The organism is Pseudomonas sp. MDT2-39-1 (genome assembly GCF_054898085.1).
In genome coordinates this window covers 5,072,055-5,093,893 of record NZ_CM142716.1, presented here as the reverse complement: position 1 = coordinate 5,093,893, position 21,839 = coordinate 5,072,055, and the positions used below count along the sequence as shown (strand labels likewise).

General features: G+C 60.6%; 22 protein-coding genes and 2 pseudogenes. 12 read left to right on the top strand and 12 right to left on the bottom strand.

The window, feature by feature from the left end:
- The first annotated feature begins 131 nt into the window (after positions 1–131).
- The 7 genes from hyi to ACYZTM_RS23830 all read left to right on the top strand — a co-directional run bounded on the left by hyi (position 132) and on the right by ACYZTM_RS23830 (position 7,865).
- The gene (gene hyi, locus ACYZTM_RS23860; protein ID WP_131061573.1) at positions 132–914 is read left to right on the top strand and encodes a hydroxypyruvate isomerase; all 783 of its coding nucleotides are present in this window, start codon (positions 132–134) and stop codon (positions 912–914) included.
- A 173-nt stretch (positions 915–1,087) separates the two neighbouring features.
- A complete protein-coding gene (locus ACYZTM_RS23855; RefSeq protein ID WP_461984974.1) occupies positions 1,088–1,978 on the top strand; it encodes a 2-hydroxy-3-oxopropionate reductase in 891 nt (296 codons plus the stop codon).
- 176 nt (positions 1,979–2,154) lie between these two features.
- Positions 2,155–3,435 (top strand): glycerate kinase type-2 family protein, encoded by a 1,281-nt coding sequence (locus ACYZTM_RS23850; protein WP_461984972.1) that lies wholly within the window; start codon positions 2,155–2,157, stop codon positions 3,433–3,435.
- Positions 3,425–4,840, top strand: coding sequence for a pyruvate kinase (pyk, locus tag ACYZTM_RS23845; RefSeq protein WP_131061576.1), 1,416 nt, complete (start codon positions 3,425–3,427; stop codon positions 4,838–4,840). The genes ACYZTM_RS23850 and pyk overlap by 11 nt, the downstream gene beginning before the upstream one ends.
- Before the next feature lie 162 nt (positions 4,841–5,002).
- Positions 5,003–5,917, top strand: a complete 915-nt coding sequence (locus ACYZTM_RS23840) for an urea transporter (protein ID WP_131061577.1) — start codon at positions 5,003–5,005, stop codon at positions 5,915–5,917.
- A gap of 21 nt (positions 5,918–5,938) precedes the next feature.
- A complete protein-coding gene (locus tag ACYZTM_RS23835) occupies positions 5,939–6,763 on the top strand; it encodes an ion transporter (RefSeq protein ID WP_131061578.1) in 825 nt (274 codons plus the stop codon).
- A 103-nt stretch (positions 6,764–6,866) separates the two neighbouring features.
- Entirely contained in the window at positions 6,867–7,865 is a 999-nt protein-coding gene (locus ACYZTM_RS23830; protein WP_131061579.1) for a sulfate ABC transporter substrate-binding protein, read from the top strand.
- A 179-nt stretch (positions 7,866–8,044) separates the two neighbouring features.
- Here the strand turns inward: ACYZTM_RS23830 and ACYZTM_RS23825 are convergent, their stop codons facing one another.
- Positions 8,045–8,674, bottom strand: a complete 630-nt coding sequence (locus ACYZTM_RS23825) for a hypothetical protein (protein WP_461984969.1) — start codon at positions 8,672–8,674, stop codon at positions 8,045–8,047.
- Positions 8,675–8,909: 235 nt separating this feature from the next.
- On the opposite strand from ACYZTM_RS23825, the gene ACYZTM_RS23820 reads away from it, so the two are divergent.
- Positions 8,910–10,115, top strand: a complete 1,206-nt coding sequence (locus tag ACYZTM_RS23820; protein WP_131061582.1) for an MFS transporter — start codon at positions 8,910–8,912, stop codon at positions 10,113–10,115.
- 101 nt (positions 10,116–10,216) lie between these two features.
- Here ACYZTM_RS23820 and ACYZTM_RS23815 read toward each other — a convergent pair.
- Positions 10,217–10,465: pseudogene (locus tag ACYZTM_RS23815) on the bottom strand (type II toxin-antitoxin system HicB family antitoxin); the annotation flags it as partial.
- Between the two features lie 257 nt (positions 10,466–10,722).
- On the opposite strand from ACYZTM_RS23815, the gene ACYZTM_RS23810 reads away from it, so the two are divergent.
- Together ACYZTM_RS23810 and ACYZTM_RS23805 are read left to right on the top strand one after the other, a co-directional pair.
- Entirely contained in the window at positions 10,723–11,442 is a 720-nt protein-coding gene (locus ACYZTM_RS23810) for an SDR family oxidoreductase (protein ID WP_461984967.1), read from the top strand.
- A 132-nt stretch (positions 11,443–11,574) separates the two neighbouring features.
- Positions 11,575–12,053 (top strand): annotated as a pseudogene (locus ACYZTM_RS23805) (LysR family transcriptional regulator); the annotation flags it as partial.
- A 304-nt stretch (positions 12,054–12,357) separates the two neighbouring features.
- On the opposite strand, the gene ACYZTM_RS23800 reads toward ACYZTM_RS23805, so the two are convergent.
- From ACYZTM_RS23800 to ccmA, 10 genes are all read right to left on the bottom strand, one after another.
- Positions 12,358–12,765, bottom strand: a complete 408-nt coding sequence (locus ACYZTM_RS23800) for a hypothetical protein (RefSeq protein WP_131061585.1) — start codon at positions 12,763–12,765, stop codon at positions 12,358–12,360.
- Between the two features lie 13 nt (positions 12,766–12,778).
- A complete protein-coding gene (ccmI, locus tag ACYZTM_RS23795) occupies positions 12,779–13,981 on the bottom strand; it encodes a c-type cytochrome biogenesis protein CcmI (RefSeq protein WP_131061586.1) in 1,203 nt (400 codons plus the stop codon).
- Positions 13,974–14,447, bottom strand: coding sequence for a cytochrome c-type biogenesis protein (locus tag ACYZTM_RS23790; protein ID WP_109628611.1), 474 nt, complete (start codon positions 14,445–14,447; stop codon positions 13,974–13,976). The genes ccmI and ACYZTM_RS23790 overlap by 8 nt, the downstream gene beginning before the upstream one ends.
- Complete coding sequence (locus tag ACYZTM_RS23785; protein ID WP_083375996.1) at positions 14,444–14,980, bottom strand: DsbE family thiol:disulfide interchange protein; 537 nt, start codon at positions 14,978–14,980, stop codon at positions 14,444–14,446. Before ACYZTM_RS23785 ends, ACYZTM_RS23790 begins: the two co-directional genes overlap by 4 nt.
- Positions 14,977–16,965, bottom strand: coding sequence for a heme lyase CcmF/NrfE family subunit (locus tag ACYZTM_RS23780; protein ID WP_131061587.1), 1,989 nt, complete (start codon positions 16,963–16,965; stop codon positions 14,977–14,979). Before ACYZTM_RS23780 ends, ACYZTM_RS23785 begins: the two co-directional genes overlap by 4 nt.
- A 3-nt stretch (positions 16,966–16,968) precedes the next feature.
- The gene (gene ccmE / locus ACYZTM_RS23775; protein WP_131061588.1) at positions 16,969–17,424 is read right to left on the bottom strand and encodes a cytochrome c maturation protein CcmE; all 456 of its coding nucleotides are present in this window, start codon (positions 17,422–17,424) and stop codon (positions 16,969–16,971) included.
- On the bottom strand, positions 17,421–17,597 hold the full coding sequence (gene ccmD / locus ACYZTM_RS23770; RefSeq protein WP_008145547.1) for a heme exporter protein CcmD: 177 nt from the start codon (positions 17,595–17,597) through the stop codon (positions 17,421–17,423). Before ccmD ends, ccmE begins: the two co-directional genes overlap by 4 nt.
- A complete protein-coding gene (locus tag ACYZTM_RS23765; protein WP_461984963.1) occupies positions 17,594–18,349 on the bottom strand; it encodes a heme ABC transporter permease in 756 nt (251 codons plus the stop codon). The genes ccmD and ACYZTM_RS23765 overlap by 4 nt, the downstream gene beginning before the upstream one ends.
- 76 nt (positions 18,350–18,425) lie before the next feature.
- Positions 18,426–19,094, bottom strand: coding sequence for a heme exporter protein CcmB (gene ccmB / locus ACYZTM_RS23760; protein WP_090188533.1), 669 nt, complete (start codon positions 19,092–19,094; stop codon positions 18,426–18,428).
- Positions 19,091–19,726, bottom strand: a complete 636-nt coding sequence (ccmA, locus tag ACYZTM_RS23755) for a cytochrome c biogenesis heme-transporting ATPase CcmA (RefSeq protein ID WP_461984961.1) — start codon at positions 19,724–19,726, stop codon at positions 19,091–19,093. Before ccmA ends, ccmB begins: the two co-directional genes overlap by 4 nt.
- 197 nt (positions 19,727–19,923) lie before the next feature.
- Between ccmA and fliK the strand changes: the two genes are divergently transcribed.
- Together fliK and ACYZTM_RS23745 are read left to right on the top strand one after the other, a co-directional pair.
- A complete protein-coding gene (fliK, locus tag ACYZTM_RS23750; protein WP_461984959.1) occupies positions 19,924–21,498 on the top strand; it encodes a flagellar hook-length control protein FliK in 1,575 nt (524 codons plus the stop codon).
- Positions 21,495–21,824, top strand: a complete 330-nt coding sequence (locus ACYZTM_RS23745) for an EscU/YscU/HrcU family type III secretion system export apparatus switch protein (protein WP_131061592.1) — start codon at positions 21,495–21,497, stop codon at positions 21,822–21,824. The genes fliK and ACYZTM_RS23745 overlap by 4 nt, the downstream gene beginning before the upstream one ends.
- The last annotated feature ends 15 nt before the right edge of the window (positions 21,825–21,839 follow it).

Genomic DNA, 21,839 nt, shown 5'->3' with positions numbered 1-21,839 from the left:
CTCCCCCTGTAGGAGCGAGGCTTGCCCGCGAAGGCGTCGTACCATTCAACATTGATGTCGACTGACACGATGCCTTCGCGGGCAAGCCTCGCTCCTACAGGGGGGCCCTCACAGATTTACGGGAGACCACCATGCCGCGTTTCGCAGCCAACCTGTCCATGCTGTTCACTGAGCAGGATTTTCTTGCCCGTTTCGAAGCGGCCGCCAAGGCCGGCTTCAGTGGTGTCGAATACCTGTTCCCCTACGACTTCAGCTCCGCCGAGATCAAGGCCAAACTCGACGCCAACGGCCTGACCCAAGTGCTGTTCAACCTGCCGGCCGGTGACTGGGCCAAGGGCGAACGCGGTATCGCGTGCCTGCCGGACCGGGTTGAAGAGTTCCGCGCCGGTGTCGATCTGGCGATCGCTTACGCACAAGTGCTGGGCAACACTCAGGTCAACTGCCTGGCGGGTATTCGTCCACAAGGCGTCGACGATGCCACCGTGGAAAAAACCTTCGTCGCCAACCTCAAGTACGCCGCCGACAAGCTGCAAGCGGCGGGCATCAAACTGGTGATGGAAGCGATCAATACCCGCGACATCCCGGGCTTCTACCTGAACAACACGGCGCAAGCCCTGTCGATTCGCGAACAGGTCGGCAGCGCCAACCTGTTCCTGCAATACGACATCTACCACATGCAAATCATGGAGGGCGACCTGGCCCGCACCATGGCTGCGCACCTGGGCGAGATCAACCACATCCAGTTGGCCGACAACCCTGGGCGCAACGAACCGGGCACGGGTGAAATCAACTACCGCTTCCTGTTCGAACACCTCGACCGCATCGGTTATCAGGGTTGGGTTGGCTGTGAATACAAGCCGCTGACCACTACTGAAGCGGGTCTGGGCTGGCTTAAAACCCATAACGCGATCTGATCGAACACCGCGTCATCGTTCTTCGCGGGCAAGCCTCGCTCCTACAGGATCAGGTTGATACGCAATTGGGCGACCGACACATACCCGTAGGAGCGAGGCTTGCCCGCGAAGGCGCCCTCGCTGACACCCCACGAATTTTGCGAACAGAGCAATAAAAACAAGAGGAATTTCTCATGGCTAAAATCGGATTTATCGGCACCGGCATCATGGGCCACCCAATGGCATTGAACCTGCAGAAAGCCGGTCACAGCCTGTTCCTGTCGGCGCATCACGACCCAGCCCCGGCCGACTTGGTTGCAGGTGGCGCCGTCGCCCTGGCGAACCCGAAAGAAGTGGCACAAGAAGCCGAATTCATCATCATCATGGTGCCGGATACCCCGCAGGTCGATGACGTGCTGTTCCGCGCCGACGGCGTTGCGGCCGGTGTCGGCAAAGGCAAAGTCGTGATCGACATGAGCTCGATCTCGCCGACCGCCACCAAAGCCTTCGCGGCCAAGGTCAACGAAAAAGGCGCGCAGTACCTCGACGCGCCAGTGTCCGGCGGTGAAGTCGGCGCCAAGGCGGCGACCCTGAGCATCATGGTCGGCGGCGATGCCGATGCCTTCGAACGCGTACTGCCGCTGTTCCAGGCCATGGGCAAGAACATCACCCTGGTCGGTGGCAATGGCGACGGTCAGACCGCGAAAGTGGCGAACCAGATCATCGTGGCGCTGAACATCCAGGCTGTGGCCGAAGCCCTGCTGTTCGCCTCGAAAAACGGTGCCGACCCAGCCAAGGTGCGTGAAGCGCTGATGGGCGGTTTCGCATCGTCGAAGATCCTCGAAGTGCACGGCGAGCGCATGATCAAAGGCACCTTCGACCCAGGCTTTCGCATCAGCCTGCACCAGAAGGACCTCAACCTGGCCCTGGCCGGCGCGCGCGAGTTGGGCATCAACCTGCCGAACACCGCCAACACCCAACAAGTGTTCAGCACCTGCGCGGCCATCGGTGGCAGCAACTGGGACCACTCGGCGCTGATCAAAGGCCTGGAACACATGGCGAACTTCTCGATTCGCGATAAGTAAGCCCTGCCCCGGCACTGATCGTTCCCACGCTCTGCGTGGGAATGCAGCCCGGGACGCTCCGCGTCCCTGCCGAAGCGGACGCGGAGCGTCCATTGAGGCATTCCCACGCAGAGCGTGGGAACGATCAACAGTGATCTGTGTTGCCCTTCGAATAACAAGAAATCCGGGAGCCCGCCATGTCGGTCAATCCGCAACAATTCCTGCGCGAGCTGTTTGCCACAGCCATCGACGCGGCCCATCCGCAGCAAGTCCTTGAAGCCCATTTACCTAAAGATCGCAGCGGTCGGGTGATCGTCATCGGCGCCGGCAAAGCCGCCGCGGCCATGGCCCAGGTCGTCGAGCGTTGCTGGCAGGGTGAAGTGTCCGGTCTGGTGGTGACACGTTACGGTCACGGCACCCCGTGCGAAAAAATCGAAGTCGTCGAAGCTGCTCACCCGGTGCCTGACGCGGCCGGTCTAGCCGTCGCAAAACGCGTATTTGAACTGGTCAGCAACCTGACCGAAGACGACCGCGTGATCTTCCTGCTCTCGGGCGGCGGTTCTGCCCTGCTGGCATTGCCGGCGGCCGGCATCACCCTCGCCGACAAGCAATCGATCAACAAAGCCCTGCTCAAATCCGGCGCCACCATCGGCGAGATGAACTGCGTGCGCAAGCACCTCTCGGCGATCAAGGGCGGTCGCCTCGGCAAGGCCTGCTGGCCCGCCACTGTTTATACCTACGCGATTTCCGATGTGCCGGGCGACCTCGCCACGGTCATCGCCTCCGGCCCCACCGTGGCCGACCCGAGCACCTCGGCCGAAGCCCTGGCGATCCTCAAACGCTACGGCATCGAGGTTCCGGCCTCGGTGCGCAACTGGCTGCAGAGCCCGGAATCGGAGACGGTCAAACCCGGTGATCCGAGCCTGGCGCGCAGCCATTTCCAGCTGATCGCCCGTCCTCAGCAATCGCTTGAAGCGGCCGCGGTGAAAGCCCGTCAGGCCGGTTTCAGTCCGCTGATCCTCGGTGACCTGGAAGGCGAATCCCGCGAAGTGGCCAAGGTTCACGCCGGTATCGCGCGGCAAGTGGTCCTTCACGGCCAACCGTTGGCGGCGCCGTGCGTAATTTTGTCGGGCGGCGAAACCACCGTCACCGTGCGCGGCAATGGCCGTGGCGGACGCAACGCCGAATTCCTGCTGAGCCTCACCGAAAGCCTCAAAGGCCTGCCCGGCGTCTATGCCCTGGCCGGTGACACCGACGGCATCGACGGCTCCGAAGACAACGCCGGCGCAATCATGACCCCGGACAGCTACGCCCGCGCCGCCGCCCTCGGCTTGAGCGCCAGCGACGAGTTGGACAACAACAATGGCTACGGTTATTTCGAGGCGCTGGATGCACTGATCGTCACCGAACCGACCCGCACCAACGTCAACGACTTCCGCGCCATCCTGATCCTCGAGAGCCCAAAAAATGACGCCTGACAAGAAGGTTAAAATCCTCGCCACCCTCGGCCCTGCCACCGACGGGATCGACGACATCCGTGAGCTGGTCCAGGCCGGGGTCAACATCTTTCGCCTGAACTTCAGCCACGGCGATCACGCCGACCACGCTCAGCGTTATCAGTGGATTCGTGAAGTCGAGCGCCAGCTGAATTACCCGCTGGGCATTCTGATGGACCTGCAAGGCCCGAAACTGCGGGTCGGCAAGTTCGCTGAAGGCAAGGTGCAACTGCATCGCGGCCAGGCCCTGCGCCTGGACCTCGACCCGACGCCGGGTGATGAGCGCCGGGTCAACTTGCCTCACCCGGAAATCATCGCCGCGCTGGAGCCCGGCATGGACCTGCTGCTGGACGACGGCAAGCTGCGCCTTCGCGTGGTCACCAAGTACGCCGACGCGATCGACACCACCGTGCTCAACGGCGGTGAACTCTCGGACCGCAAAGGTGTGAACGTGCCGCAAGCGGTGCTGGAGTTGAGCCCGCTGACCGCCAAGGATCGTCGCGACTTGAGCTTCGGTCTGGAGCTGGGTGTGGACTGGGTCGCGCTGTCGTTCGTGCAGCGTCCGGAAGACATCCGCGAAGCCCGCGAACTGATCGGCGACAAAGCGTTTTTGATGGCCAAGATCGAGAAGCCATCGGCGGTGACTCAACTGCGGGAAATCGCCGAGTTGAGCGACGCGATCATGGTCGCTCGCGGAGACCTGGGCGTGGAAGTGCCGGCCGAAAGCGTGCCGCAGATTCAGAAAAACATCATCAGCATTTGCCGCGAACTCGGCAAACCGGTGGTGGTGGCGACGCAGATGCTCGAATCGATGCGCTTCTCCCCTGCCCCGACCCGCGCCGAAGTGACTGATGTGGCCAATGCCGTGGCCGAAGGGGCCGATGCGGTGATGCTGTCGGCCGAAACCGCGTCCGGCGAGTACCCGCTGGAAGCCGTGCAGATGATGAGCAAGATCATTCGCCAGGTGGAAAACGGTCCGGATTATCAGGCGCAACTGGACGTGAGCCGGCCGAAGGCTGAGGCGACTGTTTCTGATGCGATCAGCTGTGCGATCCGCCGCATCAGCAATGTGCTGCCGGTGGCGGTGTTGGTGAATTACAGCGAGTCGGGGACATCGAGTTTGCGTGCGGCACGGGAACGGCCGACGGTGCCGATCCTCAACCTGACGCCGAACCTGCAGACGGCGCGCCGCTTGACCGTGGCGTGGGGCGTGCATTCGGTGGTCAATGATCGGCTGCGGCAGGTGGACGAGGTCTGTTCGACGGCGCTGGAAATTGCGCAGGCGCAGGGTATGGCGCAGCGCGGGGACACATTGTTGATCACGGCGGGTGTGCCGTTTGGGCAGCCGGGGTCGACTAACTCGTTGCGTATCGAGACATTGATCTAGAGCGCCCATACCGGCCTCATCGCCAGCAGGCTGGCTCCCACATTGGTTTTGTGTCGATCACGGAATCAAGAGTGAACTGAGATTCAGTGTGGGAGCCAGCCTGCTGGCGATCAGCCGGGGTCGCGCTCGACCGACTCGCTCCCTTTGACTTTCAGAACTGCCATGCCTGCCAACCACTTCAACACCCACTGCCCCGACTGGGCGACTGCCCTGCTCAACGGCTTCAGCCAGATATTCCTCCAGCGCCATCCGCTGTGCGGTCTGCTGTGCCTGTTGGCGATTCTTTTCACCGCGCCCACCCTGCTCGGCGGTGCGCTGCTGGGCGGTGTCGCCGGTTTGCTCACCGCGCAACGCCGAAACTATGCCAAGGCCGATCGTCAGGCCGGGCTGTTCAGTTACAACGGTGTCTTGCTCGGTCTGCTGCTTAGCCTGTATTTCCCCTGGTCCGCACTGTTGCCGCCGCTGATTATCGCTGCGGGTGGACTGAGTGCGATGTTCACTCAACAGTGGCTCAAACGCGTCCGGGTCAGCCAATACCTGCCTGCCTATACGGCGCCCTTCGTGGGGCTGGGCTGGTTGTTACTGTGCTTCGCCACGCCCTCGACAACTGCGCACCTGATCGAAATCAATACGCTGAACATGCTCGCCGCACCACTCAAAGGCCTCGGTCAGGTGATGTTCCTCGGTCATCCGCTGGCCGGTGCAATGATTGCCGTGGGTTTGCTGATCGCTGATCGCCGCGCATTCTGCTGGGCGTTGTTGGCGTCTGTCGCAGGCATGGGCTGGAGCCTGCTGCATCACGACTTCTATAGCGCATTGATCGGTCTCGGTGGCTATAACGCCGTACTTGCCGCCCTCGCCTTCAGCTCGCAGCGCCAAAAGCTCTGGCTGCCGCTGATCGGTATTGCATCAGCGCTGTTGCTGACGCCGGTGTTTGCCGCCATCGGTCTGCCAACGCTGACCGCGCCGTTCATCCTCTCCTGCTGGCTGATCCGCTCGGTTGTTCAAATGCTCGGCAAGACCACGGTCGCCCGTACGCCTTGCACTCTGGAGGAGAATCAACCTAGGCTTCGCTGATCATTGGTTCAGGCGGTATCCATGGACAGCAGCAAAAACTGGCGTGAAGACCTTTACGTCATGGTTTTCCAGAGCGACACCAAGGCCGGGCGGCGCTTCGACGGCATCCTGCTGTTGATCATCCTCGCCAGCATTGTGATTGTGATGCTCGACAGCATCGACACGGTCCACAAGAACTACGCCGACGTACTGGCGTACATCGAGTGGGGCTTCACCATCATCTTCGCCATTGAATATGGCTTGCGTCTGTACTGCTCGCCCAAGCCATTGCGCTATGCGTTCAGCTTTTATGGGCTGGTGGATTTGCTGGCAATCGTGCCCGGCATCCTGGCGCTGTATTACGCCGATGCGCAGTACCTGCTGATCATCCGGATCATTCGGATGCTGCGGATTTTCCGCGTGCTCAAGCTCAGCCCGTACCTCAAGCAAGCCAACTATCTGATGTCGGCGCTGCGCGGCAGCAAGCAGAAGATCGTGGTGTTTCTGGTCAGCGTCTGCACGCTGGTGACGGTATTCGGCACGCTGATGTACGTGATCGAAGGTCCGGAACACGGCTTCACCAGCATTCCCAAGGGTATCTATTGGGCCATCGTCACGCTGACCACCGTGGGCTTCGGCGACATCGTGCCCAAGACCCCGTTGGGCCAGGTGGTCTCGTCGCTGGTGATGATCACCGGTTACTCGATCATCGCCGTGCCCACGGGAATTTTTACCGCCGAACTGGCCAACGCCATGCGTGGCGAACAACTGCAACACGACTGCCCGGTGTGCAAGAAAAACAACCACGAACACGGCGCGGCATTTTGCTCGCGATGTGGCAATCAGCTGTTCAAGAAACTGGAATAAGCACAGTACTTTTTAATCTTTAAAGGACTATGCGAGCCCGGCTATAGTCGCTCGCAAATTGCCCCACTTTCTAAATAAAAACTTCTAGAACAAGGAATGCGCAGTGAAAAAACTTTTTGGCGCCTCACTTCTGGCCGCTGGCCTGGCACTGACCAGCGTGGCTCAGGCCGCACCGACCCTGCTCAACGTTTCCTACGACGTGATGCGAGATTTCTACAAGGACTACAACACTGCGTTCCAGAAACACTGGCAAGCGGAACACAACGAGAACATCACGCTGCAAATGTCCTTCGGCGGCTCCAGCAAACAGGCGCGTTCGGTGATCGATGGCCTGCCGGCTGACGTCATCACCATGAACATGGCCACCGACATCAATGCCCTGGCGGACAACGGCAAACTGGTCCCGGAAAACTGGGTCACCCGCCTGCCGAACAACAGCGCGCCGTTCACCTCGGCCACCGTGTTCATCGTGCGCAAAGGCAACCCGAAAGCCCTGAAAGACTGGCCAGACCTGCTCAAGGATGGCGTGCAAGTCATCGTGCCGAACCCGAAGACCTCGGGTAACGGGCGTTATACCTACCTGTCCGCCTGGGGTTATGTGCTGAAAAACGGCGGTGACGAGAACAAGGCCAAGGACTTCGTCGGCAAGCTGTTCAAGCAAGCGCCGGTGCTCGATACCGGTGGCCGTGCAGCCACCACCACGTTCATGACCAACCAGATCGGTGATGTGCTGGTGACCTTCGAAAACGAAGCGGAAATGATTGCCCGCGAGTTTGGTCGTGATCAGTTTGAAGTGATCTACCCAAGCGTCTCCGCTGAAGCCGAGCCGCCCGTGTCGGTGGTGGACAAAACCGTCGACAAGAAAGGCACTCGAGCGGCGGCCGAGGAGTACCTGAAGTACCTGTGGTCGCCGGAAGGTCAGGAAATTGCTGCGGCCAACTACCTGCGTCCACGTGATCCGGCGGTGCTGGCCAAGTACACCGATCGGTTCCCGAAAGTGGATTTTCTTTCGGTTGAGAAGACCTTTGGTGACTGGCGGACTGTGCAGAAGACCCACTTCAATGATGGTGGGATCTTTGATCAGATTTACAGTGGTCAGTAATTCCTGAGCCCAACAAAAAGGCGACCTGAGAAGGTCGCCTTTTTTGTGGCCGCTGACTGATCGTTCCCACGCTCTGCGTGGGAATGCAGCCCGGGACGCTCCGCGTCCCAGAAGCGGACGCAGAGCGTCCGTTGAGGCATTCCCACGCAGAGCGTGGGAACGATCAATTGCGAGCGCAACTACATCGGTGGGGTAACGCCATCCTTGCCGGCCGAGATCGATTGCGCGGTGAGCGTACCGTCAGCACTTTGGGTCACAAACGTAACGATCCTCACGCCCACCTTCAGCAAGCTGCGATCCCCCGGCATCAGGTTCACGATCGGCACATCTTCCGGCACCAGGATTTTCTGCTGCCCGCCCTTGTAGTTGACGGTCAACACCCGGCCATTGCTGACCACCAGATCGCCCACGCTGCCGTTGGTCATGCTGCTGCCCTTGACCAGATCGAACGGCCGATGCCCGTCGCCGCTGCCCGCCAGCTCCGGTGGAAAGACGTGGACTTCCAGCGCCTTCAAGGTGCCGTCGTCTTGTGGAATGGCCGCCGAACCAATGTAGCTGCCCGGTTTGATGTCTTCGATATTGGCCAAGGTAACGGCGCGGACCTTGGTGTCGTTGGTCAGGTTGATCACCACGTTTTCGCCGCTGTTGACGTGGACTTTCAATACATTGGGGCTGACGCCGGTGATCTCGCCGCGCACACCGATGCGCATGCCCGGCGCGTCGGCGGCCTGGACCAGTCCCGCCGTGAACAAGCCAACCAGGGTAACAACTGAAGCGCTGCGTATAAGGTGACGAAACATCGCATTCATGGAAGTGCCTTCCGTTCAGGAAACGTGAAGAGAGAACATAAGCACGCTATCGAACAGGATGTAAGTGAATGTATCATCGGACCTCAATATTTTGACGCAAGGTTCGTCGATGGACATCACCCATGTCCCTCACTCATTCCGCAAAGGAATGATTGCTATCACTCCACTCCCTCTTCTGCCGAATCCGATACCTCTTTAGCCTGCGCGCATTCCCTTCTGTTCAGCGAGACACGTTATGAACCCAGCGACTCAGGTGCCCCACGGCGCCGCGACAATGACCAAAGGCATGGTGATGCTGTTCGCCTTTTGCTGTGGCGCGATTGTGGCCAACATCTACTACGCCCAACCGATCATCGGCCTGATCGCCCCGGACATTGGCCTGACCAGCACCATGGCCAGCCTGATCGTTTCGCTGACCCAGATCGGTTACGCGTTGGGTCTGTTTTTCCTGGTGCCGCTGGGTGATCTGCTGGAAAACCGCCGATTGATGATCATCACGACCGTGGTGGCGATTGCCAGCCTGTTGGGCGCGGCGTTCACCGATCAGCCGAATGTGTTTTTGCTGATCTCGTTGCTGGTGGGCTTCAGCTCGGTGTCGGTGCAGATCCTGATTCCGCTGGCCGCGCACCTCGCGCCGGAAGAGTCACGCGGCCGGGTCGTCGGCGGGATCATGGGCGGTTTGCTGCTGGGGATTCTGTTAGCGCGGCCAGTGTCCAGCGTGGTGGCTGACCACTTCGGCTGGCGCGCGATGTTTGTGATCGCGGCGGTACTGATGGCCGCGATCAGCCTGGTGCTGGCGCTGACAATTCCAAAGCGCCAGCCTGATCACAGCGCTACTTATGGCCAGTTGCTCGGTTCTCTGTGGACGCTGTTGCGCCAACAACCGGTGTTGCGTCAGCGCGCGTTTTACCAGGGTTGCATGTTCGCCACCTTCAGCCTGTTCTGGACTGCCGTGCCCCTGGAACTGGCGCGCAATCATGGCTTGTCACAAACCCAGATCGCGATCTTCGCCCTGGTCGGCGCCATCGGTGCGATCGCCGCGCCGATTGCCGGTCGACTGGCCGATGCCGGCCACACCCGCATCGCCTCATTGCTGGCCCTGCTGTTCGCCAGCCTGAGTTTCCTGCCTGCGTTCATCCACCCGGTCTACAGCGTCATCGGCCTCGCGGTCACCGGCGTGGTGCTCGACTTCTGCGTACAGATGAACATGGTCCTCGGCCAACGTGCGGTCTACGCCCTCGACGCCAAAAGCCGCAGCCGCTTGAATGCGTTGTACATGACCAGCATCTTCATCGGCGGCGCCTTTGGTTCGTCGGTGGCCAGCGCGGTGTATGAGCATGGCGGCTGGTTGTGGATCGTGATTGTGGGCAGTGCATTTGCGCTGTTGGCGTTGTTGCGGTTTTTGAGTGTTTCGGAAAAGCGTTCGCTGGCGACCGCTTGAGTCATAAAAAGCATCGCGTGCAAGTCGGATCGCCGCACCGCACGCTCCCACAGGAATCTGGCTTGCTCGTGAATGTCGAGCAACAGATGCTCCGCACTTTAAATCGTCAACATTCCCCAGCCTTTACCTGAAAACTCCGGATTGCCTCGATGCTCGCTAACCGATGTTGGCACCGGAATATCCAGCCCATGCGTCTCCATTTGTTGCAGAAGTATCTGCGCAATTTCGATGGCAGCGTCGTACGCCTCCTCGAACGTATCACCGGCAGTCACAGCACCCGGGATATCTGGTATTTGAATACCTGTCGCAGTCCTCTCATCTCCCCACTCGATAATGATTGGATAGTGCACAGCGGTACCTCCAGCAAATCTTCAACTTAATGGAGCGCCACTGCACCATAGAAACCGGATTGGATCTGTTCACGATGTTTTTCAGGATGTGAACCCCTCGCGTCGGGCTCAGGATAGATCTCGCCTGACTCGTAACGCCCGAGGTCAACCCGGATTACACTCAGCGTCCAGAGCCTGAAGCGATGCTGGATGCGATTCGCGGCTGACCCGTTCACATGCAGCCTGCCCCGGCGGTATGTTCTTTCAAGGAGTTTGCAATGACCCGACGTACCTTTCTCATTACCGGTGCCAGCAAAGGCATCGGCCGGGCAGTGGCCGAGCATCTGGACCGCGCGGGGCATCGGGTGGTCGGGATTGCCCGAACGCCGGACCTGACGTTCCCCGGCATTCTGTTTCCGCTGGATTTGAGCGACAGGGCGCTGACCCAGGAAGTGTTGGCGGATCTGGCCAGGACTTACGAATTTGATGGGTTGGTGAATAACGTCGGCCTGGTTCGTCCGCAAGTGCTGGGAGAAATCGACCTCGATACCTTCGACGACGTGATGCGGGTCAACCTGCATTCGGCGCTGCAGGCCACTCAAGCGCTGCTTCCGAGCATGCGCGCCAAGGGCTGGGGCCGGGTGGTGAACATTTCCAGCTTGACCGTCCTCGGGATCACCCAGCGCACGGCGTACGCGGCGGCCAAAGCGGCGCTGATCAGCTTCACGCGTTCCTGGGCGCTGGAACTGGCGCAAACAGGCGTGACGGTGAACGCTGTGGCGCCGGGGCCGACTGAAACCGAGCTGTTTCGCACCAACAATCCGCCAGGCAGCGAAGGTGAAGCGCGGTACCTGGCGGGTGTTCCGATGGGCCGTTTGGGGCAGCCGCATGAGATCGCGGCAGCCATCGCGTTTTTGTTGTTCGAGCAGAGCGGGTTTATCACCGGGCAAACGTTGTTTGTCGACGGCGGATCTTCAATCGGTAAAGCCGCCTTCTAACTGAATACACAAAGCCCCTGTGGGAGCGGGCTTGCTCGCGAAGAGGCCATAACAGACAACATAGATGTTGAATGCCAGTCTCCTTTCGCGAGCAAGCCCGCCCCCACAGTTTGATCTTCACAAGGACGTGAGATGGACCGCCTCGGTGCAATGGAAACCTTCGAAACCGGCTCATTTTCCGCCGCCGCGAGGCGCCTGAATATCGGCCAGCCCGCCGTGTCGAAAACCATTGCGCAACTGGAAGCGCGCCTCGCGGTTCGACTGCTGTTGCGCTCGACTCGTGGCCTGACGCCCACAGAAGCCGGGCTGGCCTTTTTCGAACGCGCCAAGTGCGCCATCGAAGAAGCCGATGAGGCCGACAACGCCGCGCGTGGTGCCGCCAGCGGCCTCACCGGCAACCTGCGCATCTGCGCCACCGTGACCTTCGGCCGACTGCACATCGTTCCGCACCTCGGACCGTTCCTCGATCAGAACCCGGACCTGAACATCGACCTGATGCTCGACGACCGCAACGTCAGTCTGGTCGAAGAAGGCGTCGACTCGCCCTGCGGCTGGGCGCCCAGAGCTACTCCGGCCTCACCGCCCGCAAAATCGCCGAGTGCCGGCGCGTAAAAGCAGCGCAATGGGAGTGAATATCCTCCATTCGCGCTGAATCCAGATCAGGCCAAAAATGCATTCTTATACACCCACTTTCATCATCTGAAAGAATGTATTTTTCGAAACCTAGTTGGTGTTTATAAGAGAGGGAGGCCACACGCTCCATACGAACAGGATCAATCAAAATTTGCGACAACAGTTCGCGAAGCTCGGCGTTGGTCGCATTTTCAATGTCCATTGCTGCCCTCATAGCCGGATGCCTTACAGGTATTAAGCTGACTAGAAAGTAACATGCTCATTGACTCCGCTTCGAAAGTTTTACTCCCCGAATTGCCGTCCCAACCCACCTGGCACACCGTGGATATTAGTCTCTTCCCACGGCCCGTTCGGGCTGATCGACCGGCTCCAGCCGTTGTTCCAGCGGTAGTAGGTGCGTTGGCGGTAGAAAGTGTTGGATTGATCATCAAGCACATAAACGCCGAGCTTGGCATCCCAATGGCTGTTACCCCCCGGTGGTGGCGCGAAGCTGGCGGAGGTGCGTGGCAGCGGCTTGGCGGGTTTGGCCGGGGTGCTTGGTTTGCTCGGCGCCGTCGAGGGCGCCGGTTTGGTGCTTGGCTGCGACGGCGGGATCGGTCGCGGGGTTGGCTGCTCAGGTGGCCGCTGGACCGCACAAGCGCTTAACCCCAAAACCAGGCTGAGAAGGGTGATACGAGCGATGGCGGTCATGGTGGCTTTCCTGTTATTTGTCCGGGCTGTCGATGGTCAGTTTTTGCGCTGCGGTGGTGCTGCTGGCCAGAGGCTGGCTGCGACCGATCCATTCGCCGGCAGTCGGTTGGCCGGCGCGGGAGATGCGCGCAACCAGTTGGACTTCAGGGAAGTTCGACAGTTTCAACTGCGGCATCATTGCGTCGGCATCGCCCAGTTCGACGGTGGCCGGCAAGTCGGCGACGGTCAGTCGCTTGGCGGCCAGCGGCGCGGGTGGCCCTGAGGTGGCGCGGGCGAAAATGAACACGCTGTCGCCGGGCTGGACCTTGGCTTTGAGCTCGGGCGCCAGATCGACGGTGACTTTAAGCTTCGCTGCCGCTTTGGCCGCTGGGGCCTGGGCGACTTTGCCGCCGCTGGCTTCAAGCTTCTCGGTCGCCCGCGTGATCCCGCCTTGCAGCGCGGCACGGGAACTGTCTTCCGGCGGCAATTGCGCCAGCAGGCGATTCCAGTAGTCGATGGCGTCCTGATAACGCTGGCTTTCAAACGCTGCGATACCCAGCAAGCCAAGGCTGGTGACTTCTTTCGGATCGGCTTTCAGTGCTTCGTCAGTCAGCGCCTGAATCTTGTCCGACCACTTTTTGCCATCGGCGAAGTACTGGGCCTGAGCCCATTGGCCGAGCAGTTCCGGCTGACGACCGGCCAGGCTCACTGTGCGTTCGAAGATTTTCGCCGCGTCGCCAGGACGATCCTGAGCCATGTACGTGCGACCGAGGAAGTACAAGCCTTCAGCCGAATCCGGCTGAGCCGCGACCGCGCGCTCCAGACGCCGGGTCATCTCTTCCATCGACTGCGGCGCCTGAGAGAATTCACGGGTCAGTTCGACTTTGTCGCTGGCGCCGAAATGCAGGTACAAGCCCAACCCCAGGACCGGCACCAGAATCGCCGCCAGCAAGGGCAACGGTTTGCCCAGGCGCGCCACGCGCGGTGCATCGACGCCTTCGGTATCGGCCAGCAATTCACGGGCCGCTTCGGCGCGACCGGTTTCCAGTTGCGCAGCGTTGAGCACGCCCTCTTCCTGCTCGGCTTGCAACTCAGCCACGCGCTCCTGATACAGCGCGACGTTCAGGGCAGTACGATCCTCTTCGAGCTGCGCACGACGGCCACGCAAAACGGGGATCAGCAGAAAACTCAGGGCAACCAGAAGTAGCAGACCTGCAGCGAGCCAGAAATCAATCATTCTTGGTTTTATCCAACAGGTGGTCGAGGCGCTCGCGCTCCTCGGCAGAAAGCTCGTCCTTGGTGTCAGTGCGTTGCACGCGACGACGGCGGACGATCACGGCGATGATCACAAAACCGCCCAGCAGCAGGCCGGCAGGGCCGAACCAGAGTAAGGCGGTCTTGGCATTCAGAGCAGGTTTATAGCGGACGAAATCACCGTAGCGATCGACCATGAAGTCGATAATCTGCTGATTGTCCTTGCCCTCGCCCAGCATGCGGAATATCTCTTTGCGCAGGTCGGCGGCAATCGGTGCGTTGGAATCGGCGATGTCCTGATTCTGGCACTTGGGGCAACGCAGCTCCTTGGTCAGCTCGCGAAAACGCTCACGATCGCCTTCTTTGGCGAACTCATAAGTGTCAATGGCCGCGTGCGCCACGCCGGCCATGCTCAAACCCAATACAACAGCGGCTATCCAGCGCTTCATGGCTTGGCCTCATCCACCAGCGCCTGATACCTGGCCGCCAGTTTTTCGCGCCAGACCTGCTCATCGATCACCCCGACAAACTTGTCGCGGATGATGCCTTTGGCGTCAATGAAGAAAGTTTCCGGCGCTCCATACACGCCGAGGTTAAGGCCCAGCGAGCCGTCCGCGTCACTGATGCCCAACTGGTAAGGGTTGTGGAATTCCACCAGCCACTTCTTCGCGTCGGCGTTGACGTCCTTGTAGTTGATGCCATAAATCGTCACGCCCTGCTGGGCCAGCTTGTTCAGTACCGGATGCTCGACCTTGCAGGCGATGCACCAAGTGGCCCAGACGTTGACCAGTGCCGGCTTGCCGAGAATGTCGGCCTTGGTCAGGGTTTTATCGCCCTCCACGGTCGGCAGGGAAAACGCCGGGAACGGCTTGCCGATCATCGCCGAAGGCAACTCGGCCGGGTCCAGGTACAACCCGCGATAAAGAAAAACAGCCACCACCAGAAAAATCGCCAGTGGCAACAGCATTAACCAACGTCTCATGCAGTGGCTCCCGTCATGCCCAGTGCTTCACGCACGCGGCTTTTCACCTTGACCCGATAACGGCGATCCAGCGCCGCCAGCAACCCGCCGAAACCTGTGAGCAGCCCGCCGAACCAGATCCAGCGCACGAACGGTTTGACATGGACACGCACGGCCCAGGCGCCATCGCCCAGCGGTTCGCCGAGTGCGACGTAAATGTCACGGGTGAAACCGGCGTCGATCCCGGCTTCGGTCATCACCGAGTTCTGCACGGTGTAGAGGCGTTTTTCAGGGTGCAGCACGCTGACTTCCTTGCCGCCCTTGATCACCCGTACGGTGCCCTTGTCCGAGGTGAAGTTCGGGCCTTCGTAGTGCTTGGCGCCTTCGAACACGAAGTGGTAACCGGCCAGGTCCATGGACTCGCCCGGCGCCAGGCGCAAATCGCGCTCGGCACTGTTCTGGCTCGACAGCACGACGCCGAGGGCGCACACGGCGATGCCGAGGTGAGCGATTTGCATGCCCCAGTAGCTGCGGGTCAGGGTCGGCAGGCCTTTGACCAGGCCTTTGTGGCGGGTTTTGTCGAAGATGTCACGCACGCCAGCAAGCAACACCCAGGCGGCGAGCATGAACGTCGCGATCACGGCCCAGTTGAAGTCGCCGTAAGCGACGCCGGCCACGACGGCCAACGCGGCACTGCCGAGCAACACCGGGGTCAGCATGTTGAACAGCCATTTGACCGGGGTGTCTTTCCAGCGCACCAGCATGCCGACCGCCATCACCATCATCAGCAACGCCATCAACGGAATGAACAACGCGTTGAAGTACGGCGGGCCGACCGACAGCTTGGCGCCGGTCATCGCATCGAGAATCAGCGGGTACAAGGTGCCGAGCAAGATCATCGACGCCGCCACCACCAGCACCAGGTTGTTCCCCAGCAGCAGGGTTTCCCGGGACCACAGATTGAAGCCGACGTGGCTTTTCACCACTGGTGCGCGCAGGGCAAACAGCGTCAGCGAACCGCCGACCACAAACAGCAGGAAGATCAGGATGAACACGCCGCGCTCAGGGTCGGAGGCAAAGGCGTGAACCGAGGTCAGAACGCCGGAACGCACGAGGAAGGTCCCCAGCAAGCTCAACGAGAACGCGGCGATGGCCAGCAACACGGTCCAGCTCTTGAACACGCCACGTTTTTCCGTGACCGCCAGCGAGTGAATCAGTGCCGTACCCACCAGCCAAGGCATGAAGGATGCGTTTTCCACCGGGTCCCAGAACCACCAGCCGCCCCAGCCGAGTTCGTAGTAGGCCCACCACGAACCGAGCGTGATGCCGATACCGAGGAAGGCCCAGGCGACGATGGTCCACGGACGCGACCAGCGCGCCCATGCCGCATCAAGACGACCGCCCATCAGCGCCGCAATGGCGAAGGCGAAGGCCACCGAGAAACCGACGTAACCCATGTACAGCATCGGCGGGTGAACGATCAGACCGATGTCTTGCAGGAGCGGATTGAGGTCCGCGCCATCGCTGGGCACTTGCGGCAGGATGCGCTTGAACGGGTTCGAGGTGAGGATCAGGAACAGCAGGAAACCGGTGCTGATCATGCCCATCACGGCCAGCACGCGGGCCAGCATCACTTGCGGCAATTGCCGGGAGAACACCGCCACCGCAAAGGTCCAGCCCCCGAGGATCAAGGCCCACAGCAGCAGCGAACCTTCGTGAGCGCCCCACACCGCGCTGAACTTGTAGTACCACGGCAAGGCGCTGTTGGAGTTGCTGGCGACGTAGGCGACAGAGAAGTCGTCGGCCATAAACGCGTAGGTCAGGCAGCCGAAGGCGAACAGCAAAAAGGCGAACTGGCCCCAGGCGGCCGGTTGGGCCAGGCTCATCCACAGACGGTCACCGCGCCAGGCGCCGAGCAACGGCACGATGGCCTGAACCAGCGCGAAACACAGCGCCAGGATCATGGCCAGGTGGCCGAGTTCAGGAATAAAAAGTGCGGATGTCATCGATCAACCCTCCTTCGCGGGCGTTGGAGCAGATTGACCGCTGTCTTTCAAAGCCTTGGTCACTTCTGGCGGCATGTACTTTTCATCGTGCTTGGCCAGCACTTCGTCGGCCACCACCACGCCCTCGGCGTTGAGTTTGCCCAGCGCCACGATGCCCTGCCCTTCGCGGAACAGGTCCGGCAGGATGCCGCGGTAGCTGATGGTCACGGATTTTTTGAAGTCGGTGACGATGAATTTCACGTCCAGCGAATCGCCGGAACGTTGCAGCGAACCTTTCTCGACCATGCCGCCCGCGCGAATGCGCGTGTCTTGCGGGGCTTCGCCGTTGGCGATCTGGGTCGGGGTGTAAAACAGATTGATGTTCTGCTGCAGGGCGCTCAGGGCCAGGCCGACGGCAGCGCCGACACCCACCAGGATCGCGAGAATGATGATAAGACGCTTTTTGCGCAGCGGATTCACTTGCCGTTCTCCCGGCGCAGACGTCGCGCCTCTTGTTGCAGATACCGCTTGCGGGCCAGGATCGGCGCCGCCACGTTGAGGGCCAGCACCGCCAGGCAGATGCCATAGGCTGACCAGACATACAGGGCGTGATGGCCCATGGCGAGGAAATCGCCGAATGAAGCAAAACTCATCGAGCGGCCTCCAGGCTGTTCTGCACTTCGGTTTTCACCCAACTGGCCCGGGCTTCGCGCTTGAGCACTTCAAGGCGCATGCGCAGCAACAGCACCGCGCCGAAGAAGCAGTAGAAACCCAGCACCGTCAGCAGCAGTGGCAGCCACATTTCGGCCGGCATCGCCGGTTTTTCGGTGAGGGTGAAGGTCGCGCCCTGGTGCAGGGTGTTCCACCACTCCACCGAGTATTTGATGATCGGAATGTTGATCACGCCGACAATCGCCAGGACCGCGCAGGCCTTGGCCGCGCTGTCACGATTGCTGATCGCGTTGCCCAGCGCAATGAGACCGAAGTACAGAAACAGCAGAATAAGCATGGACGTAAGTCGCGCATCCCAGACCCACCACGAGCCCCAGGTCGGCTTGCCCCAGATCGCGCCGGTGACCAGCGCCACGGCGGTCATCCAGGCACCGATGGGCGCCGCGCATTGCAGGGCGACGTCGGCCAGTTTCATTTTCCAGACCAGCCCGACGATGCCGCACACCGCCAGCATGACGTAGACGGACTGAGCCAGCATGGCGGCAGGAACGTGGATATAGATGATGCGAAAGCTGTTGCCTTGCTGGTAGTCAGGCGGCGCGAAAGCCAGGCCCCAGACGACACCGATGCTGATCAGCAGCAACGCGGCAATGCTCAGCCACGGCAGCAGTTTGCCACTGATGCCGTAAAACCATTTGGGCGAGCCGAGCTTATGAAACCAGGTCCAGTTCATTACTGTTTCCATCACGGTTGCTCTTCGCTTTGAAGAGCTAAAGGGTCTTTACTGATCAAATTTTGACCAGACCTCATTATTCGCCGACGCTGATCTTCAGGCCAGCAGCTATTGCAAACGGTGTCAGGGTTATCGCCAGGGCGGTCAGGCTACCAAGCCACAAGAGATAACCGGTCGCCGGCATGCCTTGCAAGGCCGCCTGCAAGGCGCCACTGCCGAGAATCAACACCGGGATGTACAGCGGCAGAATCAGCAGCGCCAGTAACAGGCCACCACGCTTCAATCCCACCGTCAGGGCCGCGCCCACCGCACCGAGCAGGCTCAGCACCGGTGTACCCAGCAACAAAGAAAGCAGCAACACCGGCAGACAGGCGGTTGGCAAACCGAGCATCAACGCCAGCAGTGGAGCGAGCAAAACCAGTGCCAGGCCAGAGAAGGCCCAGTGTGCCAGTACCTTGGCCAAAACCAGAAGAGGCAGGGGGTGCGACGAAAGGACCCACTGTTCAAGCGATCCGTCTTCGAAATCACTGCGGAAAAGCCCGTCCAGCGAGAGCAAGACCGATAAAAGGGCCGCGACCCAGACCAGTCCCGGAGACAAGGTTTGCAACAATTGAGACTCGGGTCCGACAGCCAAAGGGAACAGTGAAACGACGATCGCGAAGAATACCAGCGGATTTGCCAGTTCAGCAGGACGACGGAACAGCAGACGGGCCTCACGGGCGACCAACAGGCCGAAAACACTCATACGGCCCACTTCCCCAGATCGATGTCGCGATAGCCGGCCGGCATCCGGCTCAGCGTGTGGTGAGTGGTCAGCACCACCATGCCGCCGCGCTCGCAGTGGGCGGCCAGGTGTTCTTCGAGTTGCGCCACGCCTTGTTTATCGAGCGCGGTGAACGGCTCATCGAGAATCCACAGCGGCGGACTGTCCAGGTACAAGCGCGCCAATGCTACCCGGCGTTGCTGCCCGGCAGACAGCGTATGGCAAGGAACATCCTCGAAACCGCGCAATCCGACGGCAGTCAGCGCCTGCCAGATCGCCTCATGGGAGGCCGGTTGATGCAGGGCGCAGAGCCAGATCAGGTTCTCTTCCGGCGTCAGCAGATCCTTGATGCCGGCGGCATGCCCGATCCACAAAAGGTTGCGCGCCAGTTCAAGGCGCTGATCGTTCAGCGGCTGGCCGTTGAGCAGCACTTGACCGGCGGTCGGCTGCATCAGGCCGGATAACAGGCGCAGCAGGCTGGTTTTGCCACTGCCGTTAGGGCCGCTGATTTGCAACATTTCGCCACTGGCCAGTCTCAATTCGAGATTTTCGAAGAGCAGCCGAAGGTCTCGCTCACAAGCGAGGGCAACGGTTTGCAGGACTGGACTGGTCAAGAGATCACGGGCCTTCAGGGTTCAAGTCGGCAGTGGAGCGGCCGTTAAAGACATGCAGGATAAATGCATTGGCGGCCCGTTCTAAGGAGCTGGATCAAGTATTTGAAATGTTTTCAGCGCCCCGGATACAACGGGGCGGCATTATACATGCCATGCCCTCCTCTCAAGAGGGCAATTTCCTCAGGTTGTGACCGCGTATGACAGGCGAAATGAACATCCTCCCGCTACCGCAGACCACCCCCGCGAATTCGCGGCCATTGGTGGTGAGTGGCGATCTGCTCAAGCTGCTGACGCCGATGGAGGGCCTGATCACACCCGGCCAGACCGCCAACGCCGAAGTGCTGTCGCTCAAGCAGGCGGATCAGACCTTTCAACTGTTGCTCAAAGTCACCCTCGAGAGCGGCCGCCAGACCACAGTCCAGGCCACCAGCACCCAGCCGCTGCCCCAAGGCACCAACCTGGCGATCACTCAGCCATCAGCAAGCAACCTGGCCATCACGGTGCAACAAGCCATCGCGTCCAGCGTCGCCACCCTCACCCGCATCGACACGACGCAATTGCCGGTCGGGACGCTGTTGCAGGGCAAAGTGCTGACCTCGCAGGTTCTGCCGCAGGTGCCGGGACAGCCGACGGTGTTTCGCTCGATGGTGAGCCTGCTCAACACCGCGTTGAGCGGCAGCACCCTGAGCATCGAGAGCCCGACGCCGCTGCGCATCGGTACCTTGTTGAGTGCCTTGGTGCAGGACACGCAAACCTTGAAATTCGTACCGCTGAGCAATCGTCAGGAGCAGTTGGCGGTCACCCAGCAATTGGTCAGTCAGCAGAGCCGCCAAGGCTCGCTGGATGGTTTGATCAAAGTCCTGCAAAACCTGCCACCGTCAGATCAGACGTCCAGCGACCTGCGCGTTGCCGTGGAAAAACTGCTGGCCGGTTTGCCGGACGTTCAACAACTGAGTACGCCCAAAGGTTTGGCTCAGGCACTGGCCAATAGCGGCCTGTTCCTCGAAGCGAAACTGCTGACCGGTCAAAACCCGACACTGGCGCCGGACATGAAAGGCGATCTGCTCAAGCTGATCGCGCAACTGACGCCAGGATTGCCGGCCAACACCAATCTCAACGCGATCCTTGCGGCCAACACGCTGGTCCAGACCATGCCGAGCTTCGTGCGCAGCGCCCTCGGCATGCTCGGCCAGGTCAGCGCCAAACCGCTGCTCACCAGCTTCCCGCTTCCCGAACGGCTGCTGCAAAGCCAGGACGGTGAAAACGATCTGGAGCATTTGCTGCGTCTGGCCGCGGCGGCCGTTTCGCGCCTGCAAAGCCATCAGTTGTCGAGTCTCGAACAAACCGGCGTCACTGACGATGGACGGCTGCTCAGCACCTGGCAGCTGGAAATCCCGATGCGCAACCTGCAGGACATCGTGCCGTTGCAGGTCAAATTCCAGCGCGAAGAAGCGCCCGAAAAAGAACAACCGCACGAACGCCGGGACGAACGCGAGCCGAAACAGCAACTGTGGCGCGTGGACCTGGCGTTCGACATGGAGCCGCTGGGCCCGTTGCAGATTCAGGCGCAGCTGATCCGAGGCAGCCTGTCCAGCCAGCTCTGGGCCGAACGGCCGTACACCGCCAGCCTGATTGAAAGCAATCTGGCCGCGCTGCGCCAGCGTCTGCTGGACTCCGGACTGAACGTCGGCGATCTGGATTGCCACCTCGGCACGCCACCGCAAGGCCCTCAAACCCGCCTCGAACAACGCTGGGTCGACGAAACCGCATGAGAAACCCCAACACCCCACGCCAGGCCATCGCCCTCAAATACGACGGCAACCACGCCCCTACCCTCACGGCCAAAGGTGACGAAGAACTGGCCGAAGCCATTCTGAAAATTGCCCGCGATTATGAAGTGCCGATCTATGAAAACGCAGAGTTGGTGAAGCTGCTGGCGCGGATGGAACTGGGGGAGAGTATTCCGGAAGAGTTGTACCGCACGATTGCCGAGATTATTGCGTTTGCGTGGAACCTGAAGGGCAAGTTTCCGGCGGGGCATGATCCGGAGGCGCCTTCGGTGGAGAAGGATGTGACTGAGCGCGGGGATGATTATTGAGATTTCGAGAATAGC

What these genes read in the sequence shown, in the direction of transcription:
- hyi (WP_131061573.1), top strand. Translation starts at nt 132, where the DNA reads ATGCCGCGTTTCGCAGCCAACCTGTCCATGCTGTTCACTGAGCAGGAT.
- ACYZTM_RS23855 (WP_461984974.1), top strand. Translation starts at nt 1,088, where the DNA reads ATGGCTAAAATCGGATTTATCGGCACCGGCATCATGGGCCACCCAATG.
- ACYZTM_RS23850 (WP_461984972.1), top strand. Translation starts at nt 2,155, where the DNA reads ATGTCGGTCAATCCGCAACAATTCCTGCGCGAGCTGTTTGCCACAGCC.
- pyk (WP_131061576.1), top strand. Translation starts at nt 3,425, where the DNA reads ATGACGCCTGACAAGAAGGTTAAAATCCTCGCCACCCTCGGCCCTGCC.
- ACYZTM_RS23840 (WP_131061577.1), top strand. Translation starts at nt 5,003, where the DNA reads ATGCCTGCCAACCACTTCAACACCCACTGCCCCGACTGGGCGACTGCC.
- ACYZTM_RS23835 (WP_131061578.1), top strand. Translation starts at nt 5,939, where the DNA reads ATGGACAGCAGCAAAAACTGGCGTGAAGACCTTTACGTCATGGTTTTC.
- ACYZTM_RS23825 (WP_461984969.1), bottom strand. Translation starts at nt 8,674, where the DNA reads ATGAATGCGATGTTTCGTCACCTTATACGCAGCGCTTCAGTTGTTACC.
- ACYZTM_RS23820 (WP_131061582.1), top strand. Translation starts at nt 8,910, where the DNA reads ATGAACCCAGCGACTCAGGTGCCCCACGGCGCCGCGACAATGACCAAA.
- ACYZTM_RS23810 (WP_461984967.1), top strand. Translation starts at nt 10,723, where the DNA reads ATGACCCGACGTACCTTTCTCATTACCGGTGCCAGCAAAGGCATCGGC.
- ACYZTM_RS23800 (WP_131061585.1), bottom strand. Translation starts at nt 12,765, where the DNA reads ATGACCGCCATCGCTCGTATCACCCTTCTCAGCCTGGTTTTGGGGTTA.
- ccmI (WP_131061586.1), bottom strand. Translation starts at nt 13,981, where the DNA reads ATGATTGATTTCTGGCTCGCTGCAGGTCTGCTACTTCTGGTTGCCCTG.
- ACYZTM_RS23790 (WP_109628611.1), bottom strand. Translation starts at nt 14,447, where the DNA reads ATGAAGCGCTGGATAGCCGCTGTTGTATTGGGTTTGAGCATGGCCGGC.
- ACYZTM_RS23785 (WP_083375996.1), bottom strand. Translation starts at nt 14,980, where the DNA reads ATGAGACGTTGGTTAATGCTGTTGCCACTGGCGATTTTTCTGGTGGTG.
- ACYZTM_RS23780 (WP_131061587.1), bottom strand. Translation starts at nt 16,965, where the DNA reads ATGACATCCGCACTTTTTATTCCTGAACTCGGCCACCTGGCCATGATC.
- ccmD (WP_008145547.1), bottom strand. Translation starts at nt 17,597, where the DNA reads ATGAGTTTTGCTTCATTCGGCGATTTCCTCGCCATGGGCCATCACGCC.
- ACYZTM_RS23765 (WP_461984963.1), bottom strand. Translation starts at nt 18,349, where the DNA reads ATGAACTGGACCTGGTTTCATAAGCTCGGCTCGCCCAAATGGTTTTAC.
- ccmB (WP_090188533.1), bottom strand. Translation starts at nt 19,094, where the DNA reads ATGAGTGTTTTCGGCCTGTTGGTCGCCCGTGAGGCCCGTCTGCTGTTC.
- fliK (WP_461984959.1), top strand. Translation starts at nt 19,924, where the DNA reads ATGACAGGCGAAATGAACATCCTCCCGCTACCGCAGACCACCCCCGCG.
- ACYZTM_RS23745 (WP_131061592.1), top strand. Translation starts at nt 21,495, where the DNA reads ATGAGAAACCCCAACACCCCACGCCAGGCCATCGCCCTCAAATACGAC.